Origin of the sequence: uncultured Porphyromonas sp. (genome assembly GCF_915070105.1) — a bacterium.
Lineage (GTDB): Bacteria > Bacteroidota > Bacteroidia > Bacteroidales > Porphyromonadaceae > Porphyromonas.
Genome location: NZ_CAJZFJ010000009.1, coordinates 1 through 24,580 on the forward strand (window position 1 = coordinate 1; position 24,580 = coordinate 24,580).

The following is a 24,580-nucleotide window of genomic DNA, read 5'->3' on the forward strand; positions in this document are numbered from 1 at the left end:
TGAGTTAGGCTTTATCCCGCGAGCGAATGCTACTCGCTTCTGCTGTCATATCAATCTTCTCTCTCCCATAGAAGAGGTGATGCCAGAGTGGTGTCACCTCTTTTTCGTTTTTCTCCTTGTTGCTTTGTTCCTCTTCTTCGGTGATCGTAGAGACGGATTTTATTATCTTTGGTGTGCTTCTCAGGAATATCATCCCTCTGGGGAGAGATTCTGACGGGGTATAATAGATGATATGAGTGAACATGCGAGGACCTACTAATCTAAAAGACTTCCTTCGGCAGGCAGAGGCTGGCTGGATGGAGCTGTGGAGCGTCATTGATGGGCAAAGTCCCGAGGAGCAAGAAAAGCCCTTCCCCGAAGGTGTAGCGACCTTGGGTAAGGAGAAGCATTGGGCTCGAGACCGCAACCTTCGTGATGTGCTGGTGCATTTGTATGCTTGGCATAGGCTACTGCTTGACTGGGTGGAGGCTGGTCGTGGAGGTGTGGCTCGTCCTTTCCTTCCTGCACCGTATAATTGGCGCACTTATCCCGAGATGAATCGGGTGATTTGGGAGCAAAATCAAGCGATATCACTCTCGGAGGCAAAGACGAACCTCAGGCAAAGCCATGCCGAGGTGATGCTGCTCCTTGGTGGGCTTACCGAGGAAGAACTCTTTTCGCAGGGCTTCTTTCCCTGGGTGGGGAAGACGGCACTCAGTGATTATTGCTACGCTTCGACCACGGCACACTATCGCTGGGCGGTGATGAAGCTCCGTCGGGTAGGGCGTCTGGCTCAGATAGGCTAGAGGATCTTTTGCCGTATCTTTGTGTGCTAGAAAAGGAAAAGAGAATAAAATGATCCTATATAATACGACCTTTGTGATGGGGGAGCCCTCGGAGGGGGCTTTCCTTGAGTTTATGAAGGAGGTTTACCTCCCTACACTGGCGCAGGATGAACTTGTGGAGGAGGGAAGCCTTCGCCTACACCGCATCGTGCCTCAGGACGAGGATGTGGACGGCATTAGCTATGCCTTGCACTTCTACACACCTACCGAATATCATCTGCAGGACGTGCTCTCCAACACGGGGCTACGTCTTGCCGAGGCGCTTGTCGCACGCTTTGGGGAAGCGGTCATTGGCTTTAGTACCATCATGAAGGAGGTCTAGTCAGGCGATGAAGCAAGTCTCTGAGCGCATCATCATGGGGATTGACCCAGGTACGATTATCATGGGCTATGGTCTGCTGCGGGTAAGAGGGCAGGAGGCCGAACTTCTCGCTCTGGGGACGATCAACCTCAATAAGTTTGACAACCATTATATCCGTCTGCGTCGGATCTTCGACCGAGTGCAAGGGCTCATCGACGAATACCATCCCGATGAACTTGCCATCGAGGCTCCCTTCTTCGGCAAGAACGTCCAGAGTATGCTCAAGCTAGGACGTGCCCAAGGGGTAGCTATGGCGGCAGCCCTTACACGTGACATCCCCATCACCGAGTACGTCCCTATGCGTATCAAGCAAGCCATTACAGGCAACGGCGGTGCTTCTAAGGAGCAGGTAGCGGGTATGCTCCAGCGCTACCTCAAGATCCCCGACGAAGACATGCCGAGGGAGTTGGATGCTACCGACGGTCTCGCGGCGGCGCTCTGCCATCACTTCCTCACCTCCTCGCCCTTGAGGGCAGGGAAGGCTGGAGCGACGAAGAATTGGGAGGACTTTGTCCGTCAGAACCCCAATCGAGTCAAGGGCGTATAGCCCTCCTAACTTGCGGGGAAGCCCAGCAAAGGGCTCCAAGCATAGGCCAAAGGGTGTAGCAAGACAACCCTCCATGAGGTGGTACTAGTACCTTACCTCATGGGGGGTTGTCTCTTTGTTGGGGTTTGAGTGTGAGGCTCTTAGTGGGGAGCTTCGCTAAGCCTTTGGGTGAGGCTAGAGGAAGCGCAGATACTGTGCAATAGTAGTCGGGAAGAAGCGGTGCTCCAGCTCGTGAATACGACTTGCCAGCGTCTCGGGAGTGTCGTCGGGGAAGACGGGGCAGGTGGCTTGTAGGAGGTGTCGGCCATGGTCGTAGTCCTCGTCCACGAGGTGGATGGTGATGCCACTCTGGGCTTTGCCCGCAGCTAGGACGGCACGGTGGACGTGATCGCCGTACATGCCTTTGCCGCCGAAGTCGGGTAGGAGAGCAGGATGGATATTGATGATGCGCTCGGGATACTCCTTTATATATATAGGAGTGATGAGGCAGAGGTAGCCGGCTAAGACGATGAGATCTACCTGCTGAGCCTTCATGAGGGCAATCGGTTCGGCACCATCACGGAGCTGCTCGTTCGTGAAGTAGTGACACGGGATATTGAGCTTCTTGGCACGCTCAATAACGCCAGCCTGAGGGCGATTGGTAATGATCAGAGCTACCTCTGCTTCGCCTGTTTGGCGAAGATAACTAACGATCTGCTGGGCATTGGAGCCATTGCCAGAGGCTAGTATTGCTATTCGTTTCATAAAATTACGTATCTTTGTGCACAATTCTGCTCGATTTGTGCAGTGAGGGGATGGGTACTCCCGCCCCCAGGTACTGCTCAGAGAGGCATGTGCTGGAGAAGCCTTGCGCTACAAAGGTACGTGTAACAGGACAAACGTAAGACTATATAAACTCAAAAAGAAAAGAACATGTCACAGGAAATTCAGGACAAGGTAGTAGCCATCATCGTCGAAAAGCTCAACTGCGAAGCAAGCGAAGTAACTCCAGAAGCAAACTTCTCGAGCGACCTCGGTGCAGACTCACTTGACACCGTCGAGCTCATCATGGAGTTCGAAAAGGCCTTCGACATCCAGATCCCCGACCAGGACGCTCAGGGCATCAAGACTGTCGGTGATGCTATCGAGTACATCAAGGCTAAGAAGGCCTAATCTGCGGTCCTAACCGGAAAAGGATTCGACTGATGGAACTCAAGAGAGTCGTCATCACTGGAATAGGCGCTATCTCACCTCTTGGGCATACCGCCCAAGAGACGTGGGAGGCCGTCGTAGCGGGTAAGAGTGGGGCAGGTCCCATCACGCTCTTCGATGCCTCAAAGTTCAAGACTACCTTTGCATGTGAGGTCAAGGGCTTCGATGTCGCAAAGTATATTGACCGCAAGGAGGCACGCCGCCTAGACCGCTATGCTCAGTTTGCCATGGTGGCAGCCGAAGAGTGTATCGCCGATTCCAAGCTAGACCTTGACAAGGTCAATAAGAACCGTGTGGGCGTCGTCATCGCCTCTGGTATCGGAGGTTTAGGTACCTTCGAGGAAGAGGTGCGCGGCTATGATGCCGAGGCAGGTCCACGCTTCAACCCCTTCTTCATCCCCAAGATGATCTCGGATATCTCCGCAGGTCATGTGTCGATGAAGTATGGCTTCCACGGCCCTAACTACTCTACTGCATCTGCTTGTGCTTCGTCTACGAACGCACTGATCGATGCTTGCCACCTAGTCCGCCTAGGTAAGGCTGATGTCATCATCGCTGGTGGCGCAGAGGCTTCGATCTGTGCAGCTGGTGTCGGTGGCTTCAACGCTATGAATGCCCTCTCTACACGCAACGATGATCCCGAGGGAGCTTCGCGCCCCTTCAGTGCCTCCCGTGATGGCTTCGTCATGGGCGAAGGTGCTGCCTGTCTCGTCGTCGAGGAGCTGGAGCACGCCCTAGCACGTGGTGCGCATATCTATGCCGAACTCGTGGGCACAGGTCTGTCTGCTGACGCCTATCACCTAACGGCGACCCATCCCGACGGGCTGGGAGCCAAGCTGGTAATGACCAATGCACTCGAGGATGCCGGTCTATCCCCCGAGGATATCGACTACATCAACGTCCATGGTACCTCTACTCCCGTGGGCGATATATCGGAGTCAAAGGCAATCAAGGAGGTCTTCGGTGAGGCAGCCTACAAGCTGAATATCAGCTCTACAAAGTCTATGACGGGTCACCTCCTCGGCGCCGCAGGTGCGATCGAGGCAGTCTTTGCCCTCAAGGCCGTAGAGGAGGATGTCGTTCCCCCGACGATCAACCATGCTAGCGACGATGAAGATCCCGAGATCGACTACAAGCTGAACTTTACGTTCAACGAGGCTCAGCGTCGTCCCGTGCGAGCAGCCCTCTCCAATACCTTCGGGTTCGGTGGGCACAACGCAAGTGTGATCTTCAAGAAGTACGTTAAGTAACCTCTTACTCCCACCTCTCTGGACGATCATCGGACAAGAACACCATAATAGTCCCTCTCTGTGAAAGGGGAGGAATATAGGATCTATGATTGTAAGGCTCGTTCAGAATGTATTCTCTAGGCTCTTTGGACTTCGGTCCAAAGAGCCTTTATTTCATCTTGTCGAGATACTCGGCTTTGAGCCCCATGAGATGTCCTACTACGAGTTGGCCTTTCGGCACAGCTCTGTGAGTAAGACGGATGCGACAGGCTTTAAGCTCAATAATGAGCGCTTGGAGTTCCTCGGAGATTCTGTCCTCGCCACAGCGATGAGCCACTACCTTTATCTGAGTCACCCCACTTGGGATGAGGGGGAGCTGAGTAAGAGGCGAGGGGCTCTAGTCAAGCGAGCTGTAAACAACGCTGTAGCCCAGCGTATGGGGCTAGATCGGATGCTCCAGATCCGCCGTGAGGCGCGCCATGGCAGTGCCGATATATATGGTAATACCCTAGAGGCTCTAATCGGTGCGATCTTCCTAGACCGTGGCTATACGAAGGCTGAGGAGTTTGTTCATCACCGAGTGCTCCCTCTGTTTATTGAGTTGGAGCAAAGCCTACGGGAGCAGACGACCAACTATAAGTCCCTCCTGCTGGAGTGGACACAAAAGCATCGTCTTAGCCTAGACTTCCGCATGCTTCAGGAGCCTAAGCGGTCGGGTGCTTCCTTTATTTGTGGCGTCTATATCAGTGAGCGCAAGGTGGGTGTCGGCTCAGGGCTCAATAAAAAGGAAGCCCATCAAGATGCTGCTCACCGAGCCCTCTTGGCTCTCTGTGAAGCAGATTCCTCTGTGGCAGAGGAATTAGGTCTTCGGATCGAAGATCTTATGATGATCCCTACGGAGAAAGCCTAGGGAAAGACTTAGTCGAGAGGCTAGGTTCTGCGTATCTGGGAAAAAGATATATATATTGCAAAAATAAGTTGTCGCTTTTATTAAAAAGCGTTACCTTTGCATTGTAATTGGTAAGTCCCCTAAATAGACTGTTGTATGAAGATTGCTCAGCAGGGGACAGGATTCTTTCAGGTTAAGCCTGTGTGAGGTTGCTTCGAAGGTTATATACTTTGCACGGCTATAGCTATGCTCAAAGGCTGGGAATTCAGAAATGAGTTCAATTAAAAGGATAACTATAGTAAGGATTTTATGATGTTAAGAAAGCTTTTAGTCGTCGCTATGTCTGGCTTTTTTCTTGTACAGGGAATCTCGGCTCAGACTACGACGGACTCCGTCTACACTGTAGAGGTAAAGGATGCCAGCAAGTATAAGGTCGAAACAAATCTCTTTGGGAGTAATTGGTTCTTCGGTCTTGGTGTTGGTGCCCAGATGTACTTCGGTGATCATGACAAGCAGATGAAGTTTGTAGATCGCCTAACTCCCAACTTCGAAGCTTATTTCGGTAAGTGGTTTACTCCAGGCATTGGGGTGCGCTTTGGTGCCAATGGCTACAAGATCAAGGGGCTATCAGGCTGGACTGGTCACAGAGGAGCTAACCCCAATGTGAATAGAGGAAACTACCGAGGCTTCATCGTAGGGTGGGATCCAGCTCGTCAACAAGGAAGCAAGCCCTATGATAAGGTGAATGTAGGTTACCCACTCTATGAGACGGAGATGAAGTATCTCCACGCTCATGGAGACGTAATGTTCAACCTTACGCAGATGATCTGTGGCTACAATGAGCATCGGTTCTACTCGCTGATTCCTTATCTTGGAGTAGGGTTTGCTGCTAGCCTTGAGAAGGCTGCGACTACAGGGCAGCACTCGCACGAAGTGACGGGGAGTGTTGGTTTGATCAACCGCTTCCGACTGAGCAGTGCTTGGGATATCAATCTTGATGTCCGCGCTGCCTATACAGGGGATCACTTCGACCAAGAGGATGTCTCAGCTAATCCTGATAGGAAGTATATGTCCTATGCTGGTGCTGGTCGTTTTGGCGAAGGGTTGCTCACGGCTACTCTCGGTATTAGCTACAACTTCCCTCGTCGTGGATGGGATCGTAGTACAATAACCACAATCCGTGTTAATGAGCATGTCCTAGAGAGCCTACGAGGTCGTGTTAATGAGCTGCAGACAATCAATGATGACCTCCGCCGTCAGCTCGAGGAGGCTCTAAACCGCCCTGTCACTCCAGCTACGGTCACGGCAATGCCTCTGTTGGTTACCTTCCCTATCGACCGCTGGACGCTGTCGCATAAGGATCGTGTTAATCTAGGCTTCCTTGCCGATGCTCTGAAGGCTAATCCTAACCTTGTTTATATGGTTGCTGGCTATGCGGACAAGGATACCGGTAGTGAAAAGCGCAACGTCTTCCTCGCTCGTAAGCGAGCAGAAGTTGTCTTCGACTGCCTCGTTAATGAGTTTGGAGTCTCTGAGTCTCAGCTGAAGCTTGATTCTTTCGGTGGTGTTGGCAATCTCTACTACAACGACCCCCGCTGTAGCCGCTCTGTCCTAACGAAGGTTGCGGAGTAAACCCTCCTAGAGTCCTTTTAGGGATGTCACCTCTTGGTGGAGGCTCCGTAGCGAAAGGTCTATAAGGAAAATCTCCCTCGTCAGCTCGTCGGCTTGTATCTAGGCCACGTAATGACGAGGGAGTTTTTTGCTTATACCTAAGAACGTTATATCTTTGTGGTTACATGAAACATGCGTATTTGATTCTTGCTCACACAGAGTTCAAGTTGCTGGGTTTTTTAGTCTCCCGGCTTGATGATCCTCGGAATGATATCTATATTCATTTTGACAAGAAGCTTCGTGTGCTACCGAAGCTCGAAGTGAAACAGGCAAAACTCTTTATTCTAGAGCATCGAGAGGATGTGGCATGGGCACACTGTAGCATGATAAAGGCTGAGTACCTTCTCTTTAGGGCAGCGTATTTTTCAACCGAGAAGTACGCTTATTATCACCTGCTTTCGGGTGTGGATCTTCCTTTGAAGAGCCAAGATTACATTCACAGCTTCTTCCTCAAGCATGAAGGGAAAGAATTTGTCGGGCTTCATCAGCCAAATATAGATGCTTATATTGATCGCAATCTAAGACATTACCATCTCTTCTCCCGTTCCTTCAGAGAAACAAAAGGGGTGAGAGGCCTAGCGAAGCGTATCTTGCGTAAGTCCTTTCACATTCTGCAAGATCTTTTCTCCTTTAGGATCAACCCTCGAGTAGACTTTCATAAAGGTGGACAATGGGTGAGCGTCACGTCAAAACTAGTGGCATATATCATCTCTAAGGAGCAGTACGCTCTTGCCCTATTTGATGGTACCTTTGGCTCAGATGAATTCTTTATTCCGACCTTGATTTGGGGGACTCCCTTTATGGAGAACCTTTATGACCCCACAGATGAAAGCCGTGGAGCAATGCGTTGCATAGGATGGGTGGGTGGACAACTCATAGATTATGCAAGGAAAGATCTAGAGATGCTACAAGATACAGATCTCCTCTTCGCTCGGAAGTTCAACTCTCATGATATGGACTTCATTGAAGAAGTCCTTAAACTGTCTTATACGCATGGATAAAGATCTGTCACCACTCGTCTCTGTAGTCATCCCTATTTATAAGGCAGAGGCTACACTCCCGAGTTGTATTGATAGCCTCATTGGACAGAGTTATCGTCCTCTGGAGCTCCTTTTTGTAGATGACAGTAGTCCTGACCGAGGTGCAGAGCTCGTAGCTTCCCGTACACCTGAACTTCGGGAGCGAGGTATGCAAGTGAAGCTCCTTCGTCATCCTGTGAACCAGGGTGTCGCTGTTGCACGAAATACAGCTCTTGATGCAGCTACAGGGGACTACATCTATTCGGTGGATGCAGATGATGAGCTCGCTCCAAATACGATAGAGCTCTTGGTGCAAAGAGCCCTTGAGGCGAAATGTGACATTGTCGGCTGTGAATGGCTGCTCAAGCAAGGAGAGAGCATTCGTCCAATGGTGCAGCCAGAGGTGAGGACAGGTCGTGAGGCCTTTGAGCAGTGCTGTAAAGGCTTGATGCGCTGGAATCTTTGGCTTTTCCTCATCAAGCGATCCCTTATTGAGACACCCGAGCCTCTACGTTTCCTCCCTGGGAAGAATATGGGCGAAGATATGATGCTTATGGGGAAGCTCTTCCAAAGAGCAGACTCAGTATCGATCGTTCATAAGCCTCTCTATACTTATGTACGTAATGATAGCTCCCTGACCAGCTCCTATAGTCCGCAGAACTGGGAGCAAGTGGATGCTAATCTCAAGGAGCTGGAGTCCTACATACAGCGTGCAGGTGGAGATGCCTCCACGCTGGAACTCCTGCAGTTCCTCAAACTTAACCTTAAACTCCCCCTTCTCATCACGGGCAAGCGTCAGGACTATGATCGCTGGATGTCGAGCTATACGGAGGCTCATCCCTTCATAGCCCGCAATACCTCTATCTCCTTCCGCACGAAGCTTCTACAGCAGATGGCTGCTCGTCGTCAGTACTGGTTCGTTATGCTTTATGACCGGATCGTCATGAAGTGGCTCTACAAACTCCTATATCACTAGTGTCGGTCTATGTGGAAGCTCCTCAGGGTACTCTTTATTTCGGTACTCATCCTTTGCTCTTATTATTCATTCTCCTTTGCTGCTTGGCCGACTGGTCCCAACACAAAGATGCTTCTAGCTGCGCTAGGGCTCGTGTGGTTTCTCTTCGACTCTTGGAGGCAAGGGAAGGGGCTTCCCTTTACTCCCCTTATGATCGGGGGGGCGATTTTTGCAGGGGTATACTCCATCATCAACCTTGTGGCAGTAGAGGTCAATGCCACGGATGACTATAGCTATGTGAACTATCTGACGACCTTCTTCGTCTGGATATTCAGTATCTATCCTGCCATGGCGATGCTTCGCCTGGAGTATGGGCAGGTTACCTTCACTCGTGTCGCTTATTATCTAGCGGGAGTCTCGGCCTTTCAGTGTATCAGTGCCCTTCTGATTGACAATATCCCAGAGGTGGATGAATGGGTTGCATCCCTTGTCCACTACGATGCGGAGTTTATGGAGCGTATTGACCGCTTGCGCTGCTTTAGTACTTCGCTTGACTCGGGTGGGGTACGCTTTGCCCTTGTCCTAGTCTTGATTGCAGGTTGTCTAAGTGCTGACAGGGAGCTAAGGGCCAATACTTCCCATGTCGTCTATCTCCTTCTCTCTTTCTTCGTCATATTGGCCGTCGGATCAATGGTTTCTCGTACTACCTTTACGGGGGGGGCAGTTGGTATTTTAATTTATATCATACAGACTTCATTTGGGGAGGTACGAAAAGAGACGAACCCGAGTAAAATTATGCCGATCTTTTTGTCTATAACGCTTTTGATAGTGGGCATTGGGATCTATCTTTACAATACAGATCCATATTATCATCAGCTTATTCGCTTTGCTTTTGAGGGATTCTTTAATCTTGTGGAGAAAGGTGAGTTTACTACAGGTTCTACGGAGGTACTCAGCTCTATGTGGCAGTGGCCGAAGGATACCCAGTCTTGGATTATCGGGACGGGAGCCTACGGGAACTTTATCTATGGTACGGACATTGGCTACTGTCGTCTGATTCTGTACTCGGGGCTGACGGGCTTCATTCCCTTTGCTCTTTCCTTTGTCTTCTATGCGTATGTGCTGGGCAGGAGGTATAGCCCTTATCGCTGGATGTTCCTTGCTTTCTGTGCTATGACCTTCATCATTTGGGTAAAGGTATCGACGGACATCCTGATGATCTATGCCTTTATGTTCTGGCTAAGGCCTGAGGACGATACCTTGATATTTAAGCAGGCTCAATCATAAGTACTATGAAGATCGTATACTGCATCCCAGCCACCTCCAACTCTGGAGGGATGGAGCGAGTCCTATCGGGGAAGGCTAACTACCTTGCCTCTCTGGGGCATGAGATCGCTATCATCACCACCGATCAGCGTGGCAAGGCTCCCTTCTTCCCCTTCCGAGAGGGGATTGCCCAGTATGACCTAGGGATCAACTATGATGAGAACAACGATGAGGGTATCCTCTCTAAGCTACGTTCCTATCCAGGGAAGAAGCGTCGCCACAAGGCTCTGCTTACCTCTCTCCTGATGGAGCTAAAGGCAGATGTCGTCGTCTCTATGTTTGGGGATGATGCTGATCTTCTCCCCTCGATCGCAGATGGGAGTAAGAAGGTACTTGAATATCACTTCTCCAAGCTCAAGCGACTACAATACGGGCGTACGGGACTCTGGCGACTGGTGGATCAGATTCGTACCAAGCTAGATGAACGCACGGTACGTCCTTATGATCGTTTTGTCGTCTTGACGAAGGAGGATCAGGGCTATTGGGGAGCATTGCCCAACATACGTGTTATCCCCAACGCTCTACCCTTCACGACCGATACCCCATCAGACTGCAAGGCTCACCGAGTGGTCGCTGCTGGGCGTTACGACTTCCAAAAGAACTTTGAGCTCCTCATCCGCCTTTGGGCACGCCTTGCCCAAAGTTTCCCCGATTGGGAGCTCTACATCGTAGGCGATGGGAAGATGCGGGCAGAGCTGACGGCTTTGGTTAGTTCTCTTGGGCTCACGGGCTCGATCACCCTCGCTACCCCCACACATCAGATGCAGGAGGTCTACCGATCTTCCTCGGTCTATGCAATGACCTCCCGCTACGAAGGTCTTCCGATGGTGCTCCTCGAAGCCCAGCAGATGGGGCTCCCGATCGTCTCTTTTGCCTGCCCCTGTGGTCCTCGTGATGTGATCACGGATGGTCGGGATGGGTTCCTCATTGAGCCTGGGGACGAAGAGCGTTTTGTCGCTGAGCTCTCCCGACTGATGGCGGACGAGGAGCTGCGCTGCAAGATGGGGGAAGAGGCACGTAAGGCCTCCCTTCGCTATACTGTAGATCATGTGATGGCTCAGTGGGTGGAGCTATTCGAGGGCTTGGGTTAAGGCTCTGCTAACTTGCTACTAGACGAAGATGAAACGCATTGTTATCTCCGCTGTGAACCTCCGCAAGGGTGGGACGCTGACTATCCTTAGGCAGTGCCTCGCCTTTCTCTCTGAATGGGCTCCTGGGGCAGGCTACGAAGTTGTAGCCCTTGTCCATCGCCAAGAGCTCGCCGACTACCCCAACATCCGCTATATCGAGCTCCCGTGGGCGATCGATAGCTGGACGAAGCGCCTGTGGTGCGAATACCGTACTATGGGCAAGATCTCACGGGAGCTACCCGGGGAGACGTCCCTCTGGCTCTCCCTGCACGATACCACGCCAAGGGTCAAGGCGGAGCGCCAAGCAGTCTACTGCCAGACCTCCTTCCCCTTCATGAAGTGGAGAGTGCGAGACTTCCACTTCGATCCCAAGATACCTCTCTTCTCGATGCTGACCCGCTTTGCCTATAGGATCGGTATTCATCGCAATCGCTATCTGGTGGTACAGCAACGCTGGCTTCGGGAGGGCTTCAGTCAGATGTTTGGTATCCCCTCGGAGCGGTTTATTGTAGCGCCTCCTCCTCGTTCGCCTGCTGTCGCACTCGGGGAAAGCCCCGAAGGTGAGGACAGGCAAGGGCGACCCTTCACCTTCCTTTTCGCTTCTACCCCCGATGTGCATAAGAACTTTGAGCTCCTTGCTGAGGCCTCAAGGCTCCTCGAGAGAAGGCTCGGCAAGGGTGTCTTCGAGACCGTCTTCACCGTCTCGGGGCAGGAGAACAAGTATGCCACTTGGCTCAAGGAAAAGTGGGGTGGGGTAGCGAGCCTTCGCTTCGCAGGCTTCCAGTCCCCCTCTGACCTTCAGAGCCTCTATGCTAGCTCGGACTGCTTGGTCTTCCCCTCGCGCATTGAGACGTGGGGTCTTCCGATCTCTGAGTTTATGCCCTACGATCGTCCTATGCTACTCTCTGACCTGCCTTATGCGCATGAGACCTCGACTGGGGCTCGTAGAGTGGCCTACTTCGATCCCGATAATGCGGAGCAGTTGGCTACGCTGATGGAGAAGACCCTCCGAGGCGACGACGCTCCCTTTGCGCCCAATGAGCCCCGCCCGACAGCCCCGCCCACGGCGAAGGACTGGCAGGAGCTCTTCACCTTGCTCCTTAGCTAAGGTCGCTCATCCCTCCTCTTTCTGCCCTACAGCAGGTAGGCCCGATACCTCTCTTTAGGTATCCTCGCTACCTCGTTTCGGGTTCCCCCGCTACCTCAGCAGGGCTTTCCTCACTACCTTCATCTAGCTACATGGAGGGTTAGAGGACGGGAAGTGGAAGTACTCACCGAGGGTTCGTTACTTTACCTCCTAAATGCCACTGTCATAGGGGGGAGAAATCCTTTGGGGAAGCTGTGCAGTGGCATCTGTAGCAGATAGTTAATAATTAGCAGTAAATTTATAGGGCAAAGGAGCTTGATCATCCCCTCCCTTCCCCTGCACGACGACAAGGTAGGAGAAGGAGCGGTCTGGCGAAGGCCCACTGCAACAATGGGAATAGAGTATGACTAGAATTCTACAACTTGGTAAGTTTTACCCCATCCATGGCGGCGTAGAGAAGGTCATGATGATCTTCACAGAGGGTCTCGATGAGCGAGGCTACTCCTGCGACATGCTCTGTGCCTCCCACGACGGCGAGGTGGACGATATAATCCTCTCGGAGCGCTCCCGCATCATGCGTACCAATACGCTGGTCAAGGCTGCTGCGACGATGATTTCTCCCGAGATGATCTTCCGCCTCCGACGTGTCTGCAATCGCTACGACATCATCCATATCCATCACCCAGACCCTATGGCGACCCTTGCCCTGTGGCTCTCGGGATACAAAGGGAAGGTCGTCCTGCACTGGCACAGCGATATCCTCAAGCAGAAGCACCTGCTCAAGCTCTTCATGCCCCTGCAAAAGTGGCTGATCCGTCGGGCAGACCTCATCCTAGGTACTACGCCTGTCTATGTCAAGGAGTCCCCATTCCTGCAGCAGGCACAGCATAAGACGAACTTCCTACCTATCGGGGTAGACCCTCACCCCTGGCTCGCAGATGAGATCGAGACGATACGAGAGAGCTACGCAGGAAAGAAGATTATCTTCAATGTCGGGCGTCTAGTACCCTATAAGGGCTATCACCACCTCATCGACTCGATGAGATACCTCAGTGATGACTACATCCTCCTCATAGGAGGTGATGGCCCGCTACGAGGGGAGCTAGAGGCACAGATCCAGCAGCATGGTCTGCAGGATCGCGTGAAGCTCCTAGGCTTCATCCCTGGCAAGCTCAAACCTGCCTACTTCGGTGCTTGTGATGTCTTCTGCCTGAGCTCGATCCTCAAGACCGAGGCTTATGCCATCGTCCTCATTGAGGCGATGTCCCTAGCTCGCCCCGTGATCGCCACCAAGATCCCCGAGTCAGGTGTCTCGTGGGTCAACGCAGATGGAGTCTCTGGGATCAACGTCCCCATCGAGGATAGTGCCTCTATGGCCGATTCTATACGAACAATATGTGAAGACCCAGCGTTGTGGGAGAAGTACAGCCGAGGAGCACGAGCACGCTTCTACGACGTCTTCACGAAAGATGAGATGATCAATAACTTGATCGAAATCTATACAGACCTACTAAATAAGTAAAGAGAGGAAATAGAGTATGAACATCATTGAGCGAGTGATCAAGCGAACGTTTGACTTTTGGCTAGCCCTGATCTCCTTGATCTTCTTCTCCCCAGTAATCGCTATCATCGCGATCTTGATACGCCGGGAGGAACCAGATGGGGATGTGATCTTCCAGCAGGAGCGTATCGGCTATAAAGGCAAGCCCTTCACTCTATATAAGTTCCGATCCATGCGAATGGATGCGGAGAAGGATAATACGCCCCAGCTCTACCAGGATGGCGATAGTCGTCTGACGAAGATCGGAGCCTTCATCCGAGCTCATCACCTCGATGAGTTCCCCCAGCTATGGAATGTACTTAAGGGGGAGATGGCATTCGTTGGACCACGACCTGAGCGTAAATTCTTCATCGACCAGATCATGGAGCATAACCCCGACTATGCCCGCCTCTATGCCCTGCGCCCAGGACTTTTCTCCTATGCTACACTCTATAACGGTTACACAGATACAATGGAAAAGATGCTAGAGCGTCTACGTCTCGACCTAGAGTATCTGGATAACTACTCGCTGTGGTTTGACGTTAAGATCATCTTCCTCACAGCCTTCTCTATTATTTTTGGTAAGAAATTCTAAGATGGGACACTATCCTGCAATGATTAAAAAGATACTCCGAGCAACAGCCCTACCTGCGGCTATTCTATTCACCCTCGTACTCTCCTCCTGTGACTCGGCACAGCGCACGATCTACCTCAAGGATGCCGAGGTCGCTAAGACCTATGGCGTGAAGTATGATAGTGGGATCGTGATCCAGAAGGGCGATAAGCTCGGTATCACCGTGACCAGCCTGCGCAATCCCGAGCTAGCTCTCCCCTTCAATGCCAAGGGGCTAACCACAGCCTCCAAGGCTCAGAGTACCCTACCTACGGTCTCTCTACCCGAAGGGATCAATGAGCCCAAGTCCCCTGATGCCCAGCTCTCCTATCTAGTAGATGCTAATGGCAACATCCAGTTCCCTGTCCTAGGGACTCTACAGGTGCAGGGGATGACCCTCGAGCAGGTTAGCGAGATCATTCGTACCCGCCTCGTCGCAGATAAGTACCTCGTAGATGCCCATGTGGTGACGAAGTTTGATAACCTAAGAGTTATGCTCCTCGGTGCTTTTATGGCTCTGACGACCTTCAATACAAACGCAACGTCCCTTACGGATAGAGGTTCCTTCCACCTCGATAACTCCCAGACGAATATTCTCGAGCTTATCTCTCGTGTGGGGGGGCTGTCAGAGCAGGCCGACTTTGCACGGGTGAATGTCATTCGCCGTGTGGGCAACGAGTATGCCTATTACAGGCTAAATATGCTCTCGAAGGACATCTTTGATTCTCCAGCCTTCTATCTCCAGCAGAACGATATCGTCTACGCAGAGTACAAGTATCAGAAGAAGGATAGTGAGGCCAAGCTCCTCTCTACTATCACCTATGTGACCTCTGCTCTCTCAACGCTGGTGACTGCAATGGCTCTCATCACAGTCCTCAAGAAGTAACGATATGGCAAGCAATCAAGATACAACCTCCCGCCAAGCCAGCGAGAGGGGAGTAGATATCAACCTCGTCGATATCTTCTTCTATCTCCTGCGCTTTTGGTATATCTATGTCCTCTCCATAGGACTTGTGCTGGCCTTCGCTCTCTATCGCATGGCACGTCAGCCCTATGTCTATGAGACGATGGTCAAGGTGTTCATCAAGGATGCTACCCAGCGTTCGATGGTCGATGCTGACATGATGCGCTACATGCGTAATGTCCGCCTCAATATGGATAACGAGATGCTCCAGATATCCTCCCGGCAGGTGCTAGAGCGTGCCGTGCGGATGGTCAATGCGAATGTCTTCTATCAGGCTCCCTCGGGGCTTCGTACCATAGAGCTCTACGATACGGCTCCCTTTGCTATTCACTTCCTCGACACCCTAGAACGAGAGGCTCGATATCAGGTTTCCTACAAGGATGCTCAGCATATCCTTCTCTCTGTCGAGGGGCAGAAGGGGGAACATGAGATCCCGCTTAATCTCCCCGTACAACTTGGTTCTGTTCGCTTCATCGTCGAGCCTCGGGCGAACTTTGCCTCCCCATGGCAGCACGAGGTCATCACCGTCGAGCGTTATCCTATCTCGGATATTGCTCGCTACTACCAGCATACGATCGAGGTAACCCAAGCAGAGTCTAAGGCTTCGTCGCTGACCCTTAGCCTACGTGACCATACGAAGAGTCGAGCCCTAGATATCCTCAAGGCACAGGTTGCCGCTTACAACCAAGAGGAGGTCGAGATGCGTGGACAGATCGCTATCAATACGACCAACTTCATCAATGAGCGTATTGCGATCCTCACCAAGGAGCTCGGTATCGTTGAGAACGAGATGGAGGACTTCTTGGTGAAGAATCGTACCCTAGACTTCGAGAGCAAGGTCGGACAGTATAATACCCGATCTATGGACTCTGAGGTGAAGGTCGTTGAGCTCCAGGCTCAGCTCCGCCTCGTCTCCTATATGCTTTCTTATCTCAATAGCCCTCAGAAGCAGGGTGAGTACCTCCCTCTCAATATCGGTATCTCCGACCCTAATCTCGACACCTACATCGCTAAGTATAATCAGCTCAAGAGTGATCGAGATCGCCTTGTGAAGGCCTCCGAGGGGAGTGTTGCCAACCCTGTCATCACAGAGTATGATCGTGCTCTAGCTCAGATCCGCAAGGAGGCAACCGAAGGGCTCAACCAATATGCGGTAGCTCTCAACACCCGTCTGAGAGACCTCCAGGGTACGCAGTCCTCACTCATCTCTCAGCTCCCTGATGTGTCCACGAAGGGACGTGAGAAGGCCGAGATCGACCGACGTATCGCTATCCGTGAGCATCTCTATACGGAGATGCTCAACAAGCGTGAGGAGTACACCCTCATGCAGGCTATGACTCAGGACAGTGCCTACATCCTCGATATGAACGATGCGCCAAGTCCTCCTGTCAGCCCCAATAAGCTACGTACGATCCTGCTGGCCTTCCTTATCGGTCTTGCCCTTCCGACGATTGTGTTGATTGTCCGTCTGCTAGCTGACAACAAGGTGCGTACTCGCAAGGATATCCTTGACCGCCTCACAATTCCTTTCCTTGGTGATATCCCCAAGGAGGATATCTCGGGCAAAACAGCCCCTCGAGGTGTGCGTGAGCAGGGCGCCGATGAGACCTCCGAGTCCTTCCGTGTGCTACGTGAGAATCTTCGCTTCATGATCGGTAGTGGTGATCGTCCTATGAAGAAGCTGATCTTCACCTCATTCGGAGAGGCTGCTGGTAAGTCCTACGTCTCGTATAACCTCTCCAAGACGCTCACCTTCGCAGGTCATTCGGTCGTTATCGTAGACCTAGACCTACGTAAGGGGACACTCTCTCGCCGAGCTTGTGTCTCGGGTATGGGGGTCTCTGAGTATCTCATCGACAAGAATCTGCCTGTGGAGAAGATTATCCATACCGATCCAAATTACGGTAAGCTCTCGGTAATCCCTGCAGGGGCAATTCCCCCTAACCCCGCAGAGCTCCTCCTCGGTCATCGCCTAGAGCAGCTGGCAGAGGAGCTATCACAGCGCTTTGATTTCGTTGTTTTCGATAATGTGCCCTTTGGCAGTGTCGCAGACTCTGCTATTGCCAATCGCATAGCGGATCTAACGATCTTCATCCTCCGTGCTGCTCGCATGGATAAGCGCGCTCTCCCCGAGCTGCAGCGCCTCTATGATCAGGGTATCCTAAACAATATGTCCATCGTCCTCAATGGGGCGAGTGAGAGTGCGCACGGCTACGGCTATGGTTATGGCTACGGCTATGGTTACGGCTATGGCTATGGCTACGGGACTAAAAAGAAGAAGAGCCTGCTCCGCCGTCTCGGCATCAAGTAGCAGTGCCCTTACTCCTAAGAGTATGACGACAGGCCGAGTATCCACCAGATGGACTCCTCTCCCACTCAAGGGTGGGAGAGGAGACCTCTCCTCCTCCCTTAGCTCTGCGAGTTCGGGGAGTGTAGGCTCATCTAGGAGGTGCTCGCAGCTATTTCCTCTGAGATGACCCAAGAGAATCGTTCGCAACGCCCTCTGCTGTCGGTCATTGTCCCTGTCTACAATGTCGCTCCCTATCTGGATCAGTGCCTAGGCTCGATCCTCTCGTGTGGGTATAGCGAGCTGGAGGTAATCGTCGTAGATGATGGTTCGACAGATGGCTCGCCTGCCCTATGCGATGCTTGGGCAGAGCGAGATGCTCGCCTTCGGATGATTCATCAGCCTAATGCAGGGCAGTCTGCTGCGAGGAATCGAGCTCTCGAGCAGATGCGAGGGGACTACTTCACCTTCGTTGATGCGGATGACTGGGTCGCACCTCAGGCATTTACCCGAGGAATAGCTTACCTAGAGGAGCATCCCGAGATAGGGCTGCTGGAGCTAGGTTATGCTGAGGTATTCTCCTCGGAGCACGAGCCCAAGCCTCAGTTGCAGACGAGTCAGAGCCTCTCGGCAAGGGAGGTTTTAGCTCTCTTCGCTCGTATGCAGGGACCACTAGGTATGCCGTGGGGTAAGCTTTTCCGCACAGCGCTCGCAGGCCACTTGCGGTTTCCCGAGGGGCGTATCTATGAGGATACACCCTTTGTCTTCCGAGCATTGAGCCTCTCGGGACGATACTATTATATGGCAGAGGTCGGTTATTATTATCGAGTTGGACGGCCAGGTAGCTCGACAGAGCATTGGGATGGTCGTCTGACTTGGCTCTTTGATAATCTATTGGAGCTGCACCCTGCCCTCACTGCGGAGTCCCCGGAGCTCCTACCCTATTTGTACCAGACGCTACTGGAGCGTCTCTTGATTTTTGTCCTGTGGGCTGATCGCCACCGAGCCTCAGCACCAGAGTTACGCTCATTATTACTCCCTTACACTAAAGAGCTACGTCGCAGGCCTCTGCTTCCTTCGTCAATGACAACGGCAGTGCGCAACACCCTCTTCATCTATACACCGAGGCTTTTTCTCATGATGAAGCGGCTCTGCACTCCTCGTAGCTAGTAACCAATGATATGACAATGGACGAACAACTCATATATTGCATCGCGTCGGAGTATATCGTGCTCCATACGCCTGCTCCAGAGGTCACAGCTAGCCTGTTGCCGAGCTATGAGCCTTTCCGTGTGGCTGAGCTACCTGAGGGTGTCGAGCCCCTCTTCACGTTCTCGGGTGGTGTAGAGCTAGATACCAAGAAGCGTATAGCCCTGCTGGAGGATAAGACCTCTGAGGGGGTACGTGCCCAGGTCTATCATACGGATGATAGGCAGCTTCTGCTGGAGCTGACTATCAGCCGTCGTCATCAGGCTCTCTGTGTCGATCGCTCTTGGCGCACGATCGTCTCCGATGTCCTGCTGGATGATCCATCGGCTGCGGTCTTCATCAATAGGCTTATTATGATAGCCTTTGGAGTGGCCATTGCCCCACATCGTATGCTCAAGATGCATGCCTCTGTCACTGTGTTGGATGGGCAAGCCTTGCTCTTCCTCGGCGTAAGTGGCACGGGTAAGAGCACGCATAGCCGTCTCTGGCGCAAGTTTGTCCCTGGGGCGACGCTTCTCAATGATGATGAGCCGATCGTACGTGTCCTAGAGGATGGCGAGGTGCGTGTCTATGGCTGTCCTTGGAGCGGAAGTACACCCTGCTACAAGAACGAGTCGGCTCGTGTCAAGGCTTTCGTCTATCTCTACCAGTCGCCTGAGAACAAGCTCTCTCGCCTGCGTGGTCGTGATAGCTTCGATGCGATCTATTCCTCCTCGGCCTTTCTGCACTCGGACAAGGTGCGTCACCTAGCGATGTTTGACACGGTAGCTGATGTGCTGGAGCGCATCCCGGTCTATCGCCTGGACTGCCGTCCAGACGAAGAGGCCGTCTCTCTTACTCGTCAGCTCCTTGATTAGCGAGCCCCCGAAAGACTATGAGTGATACTCCACGTACGGATACTAGACGCTCCTCGCTCGTTGTGGGTGTGGACGAATTCTTCCGTGAGATCCTAGCCCGTCTAGCCTCTGGCAAGCGGGTGAAGATACGAGCGAAGGGCTTTAGTATGCTCCCGCTCATCCGAGATACTCGGGATACGATCATCCTCTCTGCCCTCAGAGAGGACTCTATCCAGGTGGGTCGTCTCCTACTCGTGCGTATCACTCAGGGCTATGCTCTTCATCGGGTCGAGCGTATAGAGGGGCACACCATCACCCTAAGAGGTGATGGCAACCCCTACCAGAGGGAGCAGTGTACGCCTGACCAAGTCCTAGCCGAGGCAACAGCTATCCTAAGAGGGAAGAAGATGATCGAGCAGGGCTCTCGCCTCTGGTGGTGCTACGAGCACCTGTGGCCTAAGAATGACTTCATCCGTCGTCTCTGCCTTGCGCTCTATCGCCGTACGCTCCTTCGCTGGGGCTATTGAGCCTCTTCCCCTAAGACGACTATACAGCAAGGGCTGCACTCCTATACGGAGTGCAGCCCTTGCTGTATAGTCGTCTTTACACTCTAGCGTCTAGCGGTCGTGGCGTAGCGTGATTATTGTCTATGGGGGCTTGCTCGCACTCCTTGCTATCGCATGGATTGTAGCGTGGAGGCTAGGGCGGTAGCGGCATTCTCGCCGTCGATGGCTGCGGAGACGATACCACCTGCGTAGCCTGCTCCTTCGCCTGCGGGGTAGAGTCCGTCGATGAGGATGTGGCGGTAGTGCTCCCTATCTCTAGGGATGCGAACGGGCGAGGAGGTACGGCTCTCTACGGCGATGAGCTGCGCCTCTTCGCTGATGAAGCCCCGTGTAGAGCGGTCGAAGGCTCTGAAGCCCTCTGCCAGTCGCTTCGTCACGAATTCTGGCATCCACTCATGGAGGTTGCCCGAGGTGAGTCCCATAGTATAGGAGGTAGAGGGTAGGGTGCTGGAGGCTCGACCCTTCAGGAAGTCTGTCATGCGCTGGGCTGGGGCACGGAGCGAACGCTCGGCAGCGAGGTAGCTCCTGCGCTCCAGCTCCTCGCACCAGTACATCAGGGCGAGGGGGGAATGGTGTTCCTCCACCGAGATGCCCGTCTCGGGAATATCCTCGGGGTGAAGCTCTACGACCATCCCGGAGTTGGCCCAGCGAGAGCCTCTATTGGCAGGGGACATCCCATTGACGACTGTCTCCTCGGGGGCTGTCGAGGCGGGTACGATGAAGCCCCCCGGGCACATGCAGAAGCTGTAGACGCCACGCCCTGCCGACTGAGCCTTGTAGACGTACTCTGCCGCTGGTAGCCACTTCCCTCGTCCCTCGGGGCTGTGGTAGCGGATCTGGTCGATGAGCTGCTGGGGGTGCTCTAGGCGCACACCTACGGCGATAGGCTTAGCCTCGATGAGCACTCCTGCCCGATCGAGGTAGCGGTAGACGTCTCGTGCCGAGTGCCCTGTGGCTAGGATCACGGGCCCCATGAAGCTCTCGCCCGTGGCCGTGAGGACACCTCTTACCTTGCCCTCCTCTAGGATGAGCTCCGTCATGCGGCAGCCGAAGTGCACCTCGCCTCCTGAGCCGAGGATCTGCTCCCGCATCCTGCGGATGATCACGGGGAGCTTGTCTGTGCCGATATGAGGGTGGGCATCAATGAGGATCTTGGGGTCAGCTCCGAAGCGGCAGAAGACACGCAGGGTCTTCTCTACACTCCCTCGTTTCTTGCTCCGGGTATAGAGCTTGCCATCGGAGAAGGCTCCTGCCCCGCCCTCGCCGTAGCTGTAGTTGCTCTCGGGATCAATCACCCCCGTCTTAGCCAGAGTGGCTAGGTCTCGTCTGCGCTGCATCACATCCTGCCCTCGCTCTACGACGATGGGGCGCACACCTAGCTCTATGAGCCTAAGTGCAGCGAAGAGTCCACAGGGGCCAGCTCCTACCACGACAGCTGTCGGGGCGGAGGAGACATCGGGGTAGATCAGGTCCTCGAAGGTGTCTATGCAGGGCTCCTCCCCCGTGAGATAGACCTCGATACCTAGATTGACCAAGATACGACGCTGGCGAGCGTCGATATTGCGCCTACGTATCTGGATCGAGGTAATATCCTCGGTGGGAACGGAGAGCTGGCGAGCGACCTCCTCTCGGACGCGTGCGTCAGATGCTGCGACCTCGGGGGTGAGGGTAAGCTGGAGCGTAGTCATATCGGGTAGGGGAAAAGAGCCGTGGGGAGGTCTTGGTTAAGAGGGTAGAGAGGAGAATAGGAAGGCTTTACTCAGCCTTCCTATTTCTCTTGTAGAGGTAGTAGCCGATACCGGCGACTACGAGTAGAGCTATGATCACCAGCCCGATGGTCGTGCTGTAGCTCTTGATCGTCTCGGCGAAGAGCTCGGGGGGGACGGTCCTACCGATGAACCACCCGAGTAGGGCGAGGACGATGTTCCATGCCCCTGCACCGATCGTCGTATAGAGCAGGAAGCGCCCGACGGGCATCCCCGCTAGACCTGCTGGGATAGAGATCAGCTGGCGGATACCGGGGACGAGACGACCTACGAGGGTGGAGGTCACTCCGTTCTTGACGAAGTACCCTTCGGCCTTCTCTACCTTCTCTGCCGAGAGGAGGCATAGGCGTCCTAGACGGGAGGAGGCGAACTTATACACGATCGGGCGACCTAGATAGCGGGCGAGGTAATAGTTCACCAGCGCACCGATATCTGACCCGAGGGTGGCGAAGAAGACGACGAGGAAGATATTCATCTCCCCCTGAGCCGCCTTATAGGCAGCTGGGGGGACGACGACCTCCGAGGGGAAGGGGATGAAGGACGACTCGATAGCCATGAGTATCGTTACCCATAGGTAGTCGAGATGGTGGAGTATATCCTGGATGAAGCCTAGGGATTCGAGCATATTGGACCTATTGGATGCAGTGGAGGACTACTTATTGACTTTCTTCCACGTATCCTTGAGCGAGACCGTGCGGTTGAAGACGAGGTGATCGGGACGGCTGTCGGGGTCAAGGCAGAAGTAGCCGATACGCTGGAACTGGTAGTACTCCCCGAGCTGTGCCCCAGCGAGGAAGGGCTCTATGCGACAGCCCTTGACGACCTCGAGTGACTCGGGATTGAGTAGCTCCGAGAGCTCCTTGTCCTTGATCTCTGAGGGATCCTCATCGGTGAAGAGGCGGTCATACAGGCGCACCTCGGCCTCCACGCTGTCCGTGGCGGATACCCAGTGGATAGTACCCTTGACCTTGCGGTTGCTCTCGGGGCGTCCGCTTAGGGTCTCGGGGGCGTACTCGGCATAGACCTCTACGACATTGCCCGCCTCATCACGCTTGCACCCGGTGCAGCGTACGATGTAGGCGCTCTTTAGGCGCACCTCCTGCCCAGGGGTCATACGGAAGTACTTCTTAGGCGCATCCTCCATGAAGTCCTCGGCCTCGATGTAGAGCTCTCGGGAGAAGCGGATCGTGTGGGAGTCGGAGTTGGGGTCCTCGGGGTTGTTGAGGAAGGCCATATCCTCTGTCTGTCCCTCGGGGTAGTTCGTGATGACGAGACGTACGGGGCGCAGGACGGCAGAGCCACGTAGGGCACGGCGGTTGAGATCCTCACGGACAGAGTGCTCCAGCAGGGCGACATCGATCATCCCATCGTACTTCGTGTAGCCGATGCGGTCGATGAAGCCACGGATGGACTCGGGGGTGTAGCCACGACGACGTAGCCCGCAGATAGTAGGCATACGGGGGTCATCCCAACCCGAGACGAAGCCCTCCTTGACGAGCTGTAGGAGCTTGCGCTTGCTCATCATCGTGTAGGTGAGGTTCAAGCGGTTGAACTCGTACTGGCGTGGGCGGTAAGGGCCATCCTGACCCGGCTCGACCTGCTTCAGTAGGTCGATGAAGTAGTCATAGAGTGGGCGGTGCACGACGAACTCCAGCGTACAGATCGAGTGTGTGACACCCTCGAAGTAGTCGCTCTGCCCGTGGGCGAAGTCGTACATCGGATAGACGTTCCACTTCGTACCCGTGCGGTGGTGGGGGACCTTGATGATGCGGTAGATGATCGGGTCACGGAAGTGCATGTTGGGCGAAGCCATATCGATCTTTGCCCTTAGGATCATCGAGCCCTCCTTCAGCTCCCCGGAGTTCATCCGACGGAAGAGCTCTAGGCTCTCCTCACGTGGGCGGTCACGGTAGGGGCTCGCCACACCGGGGGTGGTAGGGGTACCCTTCTGCTGGGCGATCTGCTCGGCAGTCTGCTCATCTACGTAGGCATGGCCAGCTAGGATGAGCTCCTCGGCGAAGTGGTACAGCTGATCGAAGTAATCCGAGGCATAGAACTCTTGTCCCCAATGGAAGCCCAGCCACTCGATATCCTCACGGATAGCGTCCACGTACTCGACATCCTCCTTGGTGGGGTTGGTGTCGTCGAAGCGCAGGTTACACACTCCGCCGTACTTCTGTGCGATGCCGAAGTCCATGCAGATAGCCTTGGCGTGGCCGATGTGCAGGTATCCGTTGGGCTCGGGTGGGAAGCGGGTCTGTATACGCCCGTCGTGCTTCCCTTCGCTGAGATCGCGCTCTACGATCTGCTCGATGAAGTTCAGGCTCTTCTTCCCTTCATCTTCTATTATGGTCGTGACCTCTCTCTCTGTGGTCATAGTCCTCCTTATCGTTATTGGGTGAAAAGTTTATAACGACAAAAATACTATAAATCTGTATCCTAAGTGTGATTCGCTCCCCTAAGACACCCTTTCTGCGTTACCCATAGTCCCCCTCTCCCTACGCCTTTATTCCCCTTCTTCTCGTCTTACTACATCGCTTCCCCCTCTTAACGGTAATGGAGCCGACCAC

General features: G+C 53.5%; 23 protein-coding genes. 19 read left to right on the forward strand and 4 right to left on the reverse strand.

Going from position 1 to position 24,580, the window contains the following annotated elements; translation table 11 throughout:
* Positions 1 to 242 precede the first annotated feature (242 nt).
* From QZ554_RS01710 to ruvC, 3 genes are read left to right on the forward strand one after another with little or no spacing between them, the layout of a single operon-like run.
* Positions 243 to 785, forward strand: a complete 543-nt coding sequence (locus QZ554_RS01710) for a ClbS/DfsB family four-helix bundle protein (RefSeq protein WP_297193818.1) — start codon at positions 243 to 245, stop codon at positions 783 to 785.
* A gap of 49 nt (positions 786 to 834) precedes the next feature.
* Entirely contained in the window at positions 835 to 1,146 is a 312-nt protein-coding gene (locus tag QZ554_RS01715) for a DUF4286 family protein (RefSeq protein ID WP_297193820.1), read from the forward strand.
* A 7-nt stretch (positions 1,147 to 1,153) separates the two neighbouring features.
* Positions 1,154 to 1,732, forward strand: a complete 579-nt coding sequence (gene ruvC / locus QZ554_RS01720; protein ID WP_297193822.1) for a crossover junction endodeoxyribonuclease RuvC — start codon at positions 1,154 to 1,156, stop codon at positions 1,730 to 1,732.
* A 174-nt stretch (positions 1,733 to 1,906) separates the two neighbouring features.
* Here the strand turns inward: ruvC and purN are convergent, their stop codons facing one another.
* Entirely contained in the window at positions 1,907 to 2,476 is a 570-nt protein-coding gene (gene purN / locus QZ554_RS01725) for a phosphoribosylglycinamide formyltransferase (RefSeq protein ID WP_297193824.1), read from the reverse strand.
* A gap of 168 nt (positions 2,477 to 2,644) precedes the next feature.
* Here purN and QZ554_RS01730 point away from each other — a divergent pair, with 168 nt between their 5' ends.
* The 16 genes from QZ554_RS01730 to QZ554_RS01805 all read left to right on the forward strand — a co-directional run bounded on the left by QZ554_RS01730 (position 2,645) and on the right by QZ554_RS01805 (position 20,205).
* Positions 2,645 to 2,884, forward strand: a complete 240-nt coding sequence (locus tag QZ554_RS01730) for an acyl carrier protein (protein ID WP_297193825.1) — start codon at positions 2,645 to 2,647, stop codon at positions 2,882 to 2,884.
* 32 nt (positions 2,885 to 2,916) lie between these two features.
* Positions 2,917 to 4,173: a beta-ketoacyl-ACP synthase II gene (fabF, locus tag QZ554_RS01735; protein WP_297193827.1), complete on the forward strand. Its 1,257-nt coding sequence runs from the start codon at positions 2,917 to 2,919 to the stop codon at positions 4,171 to 4,173.
* 85 nt (positions 4,174 to 4,258) lie between these two features.
* Complete coding sequence (gene rnc / locus QZ554_RS01740) at positions 4,259 to 5,062, forward strand: ribonuclease III (RefSeq protein WP_297193829.1); 804 nt, start codon at positions 4,259 to 4,261, stop codon at positions 5,060 to 5,062.
* Positions 5,063 to 5,350: 288 nt separating this feature from the next.
* Positions 5,351 to 6,673, forward strand: a complete 1,323-nt coding sequence (locus tag QZ554_RS01745; protein ID WP_297193831.1) for an OmpA family protein — start codon at positions 5,351 to 5,353, stop codon at positions 6,671 to 6,673.
* A 164-nt stretch (positions 6,674 to 6,837) separates the two neighbouring features.
* Positions 6,838 to 7,713 (forward strand): beta-1,6-N-acetylglucosaminyltransferase, encoded by an 876-nt coding sequence (locus QZ554_RS01750; RefSeq protein ID WP_297193833.1) that lies wholly within the window; start codon positions 6,838 to 6,840, stop codon positions 7,711 to 7,713.
* Entirely contained in the window at positions 7,706 to 8,707 is a 1,002-nt protein-coding gene (locus tag QZ554_RS01755; RefSeq protein WP_297193835.1) for a glycosyltransferase family 2 protein, read from the forward strand. The genes QZ554_RS01750 and QZ554_RS01755 overlap by 8 nt, the downstream gene beginning before the upstream one ends.
* Before the next feature lie 108 nt (positions 8,708 to 8,815).
* Positions 8,816 to 9,973, forward strand: a complete 1,158-nt coding sequence (locus QZ554_RS01760) for a hypothetical protein (protein WP_297193836.1) — start codon at positions 8,816 to 8,818, stop codon at positions 9,971 to 9,973.
* 5 nt (positions 9,974 to 9,978) lie between these two features.
* Complete coding sequence (locus QZ554_RS01765; protein WP_297193838.1) at positions 9,979 to 11,103, forward strand: glycosyltransferase family 4 protein; 1,125 nt, start codon at positions 9,979 to 9,981, stop codon at positions 11,101 to 11,103.
* A gap of 28 nt (positions 11,104 to 11,131) precedes the next feature.
* On the forward strand, positions 11,132 to 12,250 hold the full coding sequence (locus tag QZ554_RS01770) for a glycosyltransferase family 1 protein (RefSeq protein WP_297193840.1): 1,119 nt from the start codon (positions 11,132 to 11,134) through the stop codon (positions 12,248 to 12,250).
* A 382-nt stretch (positions 12,251 to 12,632) separates the two neighbouring features.
* Positions 12,633 to 13,751, forward strand: a complete 1,119-nt coding sequence (locus QZ554_RS01775) for a glycosyltransferase (RefSeq protein ID WP_297193842.1) — start codon at positions 12,633 to 12,635, stop codon at positions 13,749 to 13,751.
* A 16-nt stretch (positions 13,752 to 13,767) separates the two neighbouring features.
* Complete coding sequence (locus QZ554_RS01780; protein ID WP_297193844.1) at positions 13,768 to 14,364, forward strand: sugar transferase; 597 nt, start codon at positions 13,768 to 13,770, stop codon at positions 14,362 to 14,364.
* 19 nt (positions 14,365 to 14,383) lie between these two features.
* Positions 14,384 to 15,268, forward strand: coding sequence for a polysaccharide biosynthesis/export family protein (locus QZ554_RS01785; RefSeq protein WP_297193845.1), 885 nt, complete (start codon positions 14,384 to 14,386; stop codon positions 15,266 to 15,268).
* A 4-nt stretch (positions 15,269 to 15,272) separates the two neighbouring features.
* Positions 15,273 to 17,657, forward strand: a complete 2,385-nt coding sequence (locus tag QZ554_RS01790) for a polysaccharide biosynthesis tyrosine autokinase (protein WP_297193847.1) — start codon at positions 15,273 to 15,275, stop codon at positions 17,655 to 17,657.
* Positions 17,658 to 17,819: 162 nt separating this feature from the next.
* A complete protein-coding gene (locus QZ554_RS01795; protein WP_297193849.1) occupies positions 17,820 to 18,803 on the forward strand; it encodes a glycosyltransferase family 2 protein in 984 nt (327 codons plus the stop codon).
* A gap of 17 nt (positions 18,804 to 18,820) precedes the next feature.
* Positions 18,821 to 19,699, forward strand: coding sequence for a hypothetical protein (locus tag QZ554_RS01800; RefSeq protein ID WP_297193851.1), 879 nt, complete (start codon positions 18,821 to 18,823; stop codon positions 19,697 to 19,699).
* Positions 19,700 to 19,716: 17 nt separating this feature from the next.
* Entirely contained in the window at positions 19,717 to 20,205 is a 489-nt protein-coding gene (locus QZ554_RS01805) for a hypothetical protein (protein ID WP_297193853.1), read from the forward strand.
* A gap of 146 nt (positions 20,206 to 20,351) precedes the next feature.
* Here QZ554_RS01805 and QZ554_RS01810 read toward each other — a convergent pair whose 3' ends face one another.
* The 3 genes from QZ554_RS01810 to QZ554_RS01820 form a co-directional block, all read right to left on the reverse strand.
* Positions 20,352 to 21,932 (reverse strand): FAD-dependent protein, encoded by a 1,581-nt coding sequence (locus tag QZ554_RS01810; protein ID WP_297193855.1) that lies wholly within the window; start codon positions 21,930 to 21,932, stop codon positions 20,352 to 20,354.
* A 67-nt stretch (positions 21,933 to 21,999) separates the two neighbouring features.
* Positions 22,000 to 22,635, reverse strand: a complete 636-nt coding sequence (locus QZ554_RS01815; RefSeq protein WP_297193857.1) for a DedA family protein — start codon at positions 22,633 to 22,635, stop codon at positions 22,000 to 22,002.
* Positions 22,636 to 22,662: 27 nt separating this feature from the next.
* Positions 22,663 to 24,387: a glutamine--tRNA ligase/YqeY domain fusion protein gene (locus QZ554_RS01820; RefSeq protein WP_297193859.1), complete on the reverse strand. Its 1,725-nt coding sequence runs from the start codon at positions 24,385 to 24,387 to the stop codon at positions 22,663 to 22,665.
* Positions 24,388 to 24,580: the final 193 nt, after the last annotated feature.

Bases quoted from the DNA above. Each gene is read 5' to 3' on its own strand.
- QZ554_RS01755 (WP_297193835.1), top strand. From the start codon at position 7,706: ATGGATAAAGATCTGTCACCACTCGTCTCTGTAGTCATCCCTATTTAT.
- QZ554_RS01790 (WP_297193847.1), top strand. From the start codon at position 15,273: ATGGCAAGCAATCAAGATACAACCTCCCGCCAAGCCAGCGAGAGGGGA.
- QZ554_RS01745 (WP_297193831.1), top strand. From the start codon at position 5,351: ATGATGTTAAGAAAGCTTTTAGTCGTCGCTATGTCTGGCTTTTTTCTT.
- QZ554_RS01765 (WP_297193838.1), top strand. From the start codon at position 9,979: ATGAAGATCGTATACTGCATCCCAGCCACCTCCAACTCTGGAGGGATG.
- QZ554_RS01730 (WP_297193825.1), top strand. From the start codon at position 2,645: ATGTCACAGGAAATTCAGGACAAGGTAGTAGCCATCATCGTCGAAAAG.
- QZ554_RS01750 (WP_297193833.1), top strand. From the start codon at position 6,838: ATGAAACATGCGTATTTGATTCTTGCTCACACAGAGTTCAAGTTGCTG.
- QZ554_RS01785 (WP_297193845.1), top strand. From the start codon at position 14,384: ATGATTAAAAAGATACTCCGAGCAACAGCCCTACCTGCGGCTATTCTA.
- ruvC (WP_297193822.1), top strand. From the start codon at position 1,154: ATGAAGCAAGTCTCTGAGCGCATCATCATGGGGATTGACCCAGGTACG.
- fabF (WP_297193827.1), top strand. From the start codon at position 2,917: ATGGAACTCAAGAGAGTCGTCATCACTGGAATAGGCGCTATCTCACCT.
- QZ554_RS01795 (WP_297193849.1), top strand. From the start codon at position 17,820: ATGACCCAAGAGAATCGTTCGCAACGCCCTCTGCTGTCGGTCATTGTC.
- QZ554_RS01810 (WP_297193855.1), bottom strand. From the start codon at position 21,932: ATGACTACGCTCCAGCTTACCCTCACCCCCGAGGTCGCAGCATCTGAC.
- rnc (WP_297193829.1), top strand. From the start codon at position 4,259: ATGATTGTAAGGCTCGTTCAGAATGTATTCTCTAGGCTCTTTGGACTT.
- QZ554_RS01715 (WP_297193820.1), top strand. From the start codon at position 835: ATGATCCTATATAATACGACCTTTGTGATGGGGGAGCCCTCGGAGGGG.
- QZ554_RS01805 (WP_297193853.1), top strand. From the start codon at position 19,717: ATGAGTGATACTCCACGTACGGATACTAGACGCTCCTCGCTCGTTGTG.
- QZ554_RS01800 (WP_297193851.1), top strand. From the start codon at position 18,821: ATGGACGAACAACTCATATATTGCATCGCGTCGGAGTATATCGTGCTC.
- QZ554_RS01760 (WP_297193836.1), top strand. From the start codon at position 8,816: ATGCTTCTAGCTGCGCTAGGGCTCGTGTGGTTTCTCTTCGACTCTTGG.
- QZ554_RS01775 (WP_297193842.1), top strand. From the start codon at position 12,633: ATGACTAGAATTCTACAACTTGGTAAGTTTTACCCCATCCATGGCGGC.
- QZ554_RS01820 (WP_297193859.1), bottom strand. From the start codon at position 24,387: ATGACCACAGAGAGAGAGGTCACGACCATAATAGAAGATGAAGGGAAG.
- QZ554_RS01770 (WP_297193840.1), top strand. From the start codon at position 11,132: ATGAAACGCATTGTTATCTCCGCTGTGAACCTCCGCAAGGGTGGGACG.
- QZ554_RS01710 (WP_297193818.1), top strand. From the start codon at position 243: ATGCGAGGACCTACTAATCTAAAAGACTTCCTTCGGCAGGCAGAGGCT.
- QZ554_RS01815 (WP_297193857.1), bottom strand. From the start codon at position 22,635: ATGCTCGAATCCCTAGGCTTCATCCAGGATATACTCCACCATCTCGAC.
- purN (WP_297193824.1), bottom strand. From the start codon at position 2,476: ATGAAACGAATAGCAATACTAGCCTCTGGCAATGGCTCCAATGCCCAG.
- QZ554_RS01780 (WP_297193844.1), top strand. From the start codon at position 13,768: ATGAACATCATTGAGCGAGTGATCAAGCGAACGTTTGACTTTTGGCTA.